At 35.2% G+C, this 1,214-nt stretch carries 1 protein-coding gene; it reads right to left on the reverse strand.

All coding sequences use genetic code 11. The features are described from left to right. Positions 1-76: 76 nt before the first annotated feature. A partial coding sequence (locus VXQ92_RS19235) for an ATP-binding cassette domain-containing protein (protein ID WP_416682877.1) occupies positions 77-1,214 on the reverse strand: 1,138 nt, incomplete at its 5' end.

The raw sequence follows: 1,214 nt of genomic DNA on the forward strand, positions 1-1,214 counted from the left end.
TAAAATGATAATTAAAAGATTTATATAAAAGCTCTAATAGTTAGAGCTTTTATATAGGCATAAAAATAGCGTAGTGTTAATTTAGATAAATTGAATCAATAATCCCGCATTTTTCAACAAAACTTAAATCATGTGAAACTAATAGCACAGCACCTTCATAACTAGAAATAGCATTTGCAAATAACTCTCTTGACTCGATATCTAAGTGGTTTTCTGGTTCATCAAGTAATAAAAGTTCAGGCATAGGCTGAGCATGGCTCAAACCTAGTAAAGCAACTTTTAACTTCTCACCACCACTGAGTTGAGCTAAGGGATATGTGCTTTTATCACCACGAATCCGAAGCTGACCTAATAAATTTCTCCACTCTAACTCAGTAATATTTGGGTTAATATTTCTTAAGTTTTCAACAGCAGAGAGATGGTCTAATAAAAAGCTAAAGTTCTGGTCGAGATAAAAGCAATTTACAAACAGTTTAATTTCATCTGTAGCAGTTACAGCAGATTGATCAATCTGTTTCAGCAAAGTTGATTTCCCAATACCATTTCGGCCAACCAAATGAATCTTTTGACAAGCTTTTAAGGCGAGATGAATTGGTTGTTGTGTCCCATAGTTGAGTTTTAAGTTATCAATTCTAAGAATTTCTCCTGATCTTTTTTGAAAAGAGGGGAATATAAATCGTTGGGGCTTAACAGTTTCTAGAAGTACTTTTTTACTCTTCAAGTCTTGCTGGCTTTGATCGATTTGACGCTGATGTTGAGAATGAATTGCTCCTAGGCTTTGCCCCGCCTGTTCTTTTTTAAAATCGAGCAAAATTTTAGCTTGCGAGTTTGAGTCACGAAGTTTGTTGCCAGCACGTTCACGTTTTTGGGCTTTCATTAAAACTTCATGCTGCTTTTGCTTCATGTGCTTAACTTCACGTTGATGCTGATGTACTGACTGTTCTAAAGCCTCGATTTGGGACTGATATTGCTCATAAAATTTTTCATAATTTCCTGTAGTGTGCTGTAAGCCATGCTCATTTAAGTGATAAATATGGTCGACTTCATTTAACAAAGTCAGATCATGACTAATAATAAAAGCGCCTGCTGGATGTTTCTTTAACTGAGGAATTAGCCATTGTCTAGCATCTTGATCGAGATGGTTGCTTGGCTCATCAAGTAATAGGTAATGATCAGTTTTTAAAAATAATGCGGATAAGGCTAACTTGGTTTTT

It is taken from the genome of Acinetobacter sp. 228 (genome assembly GCF_048147885.1).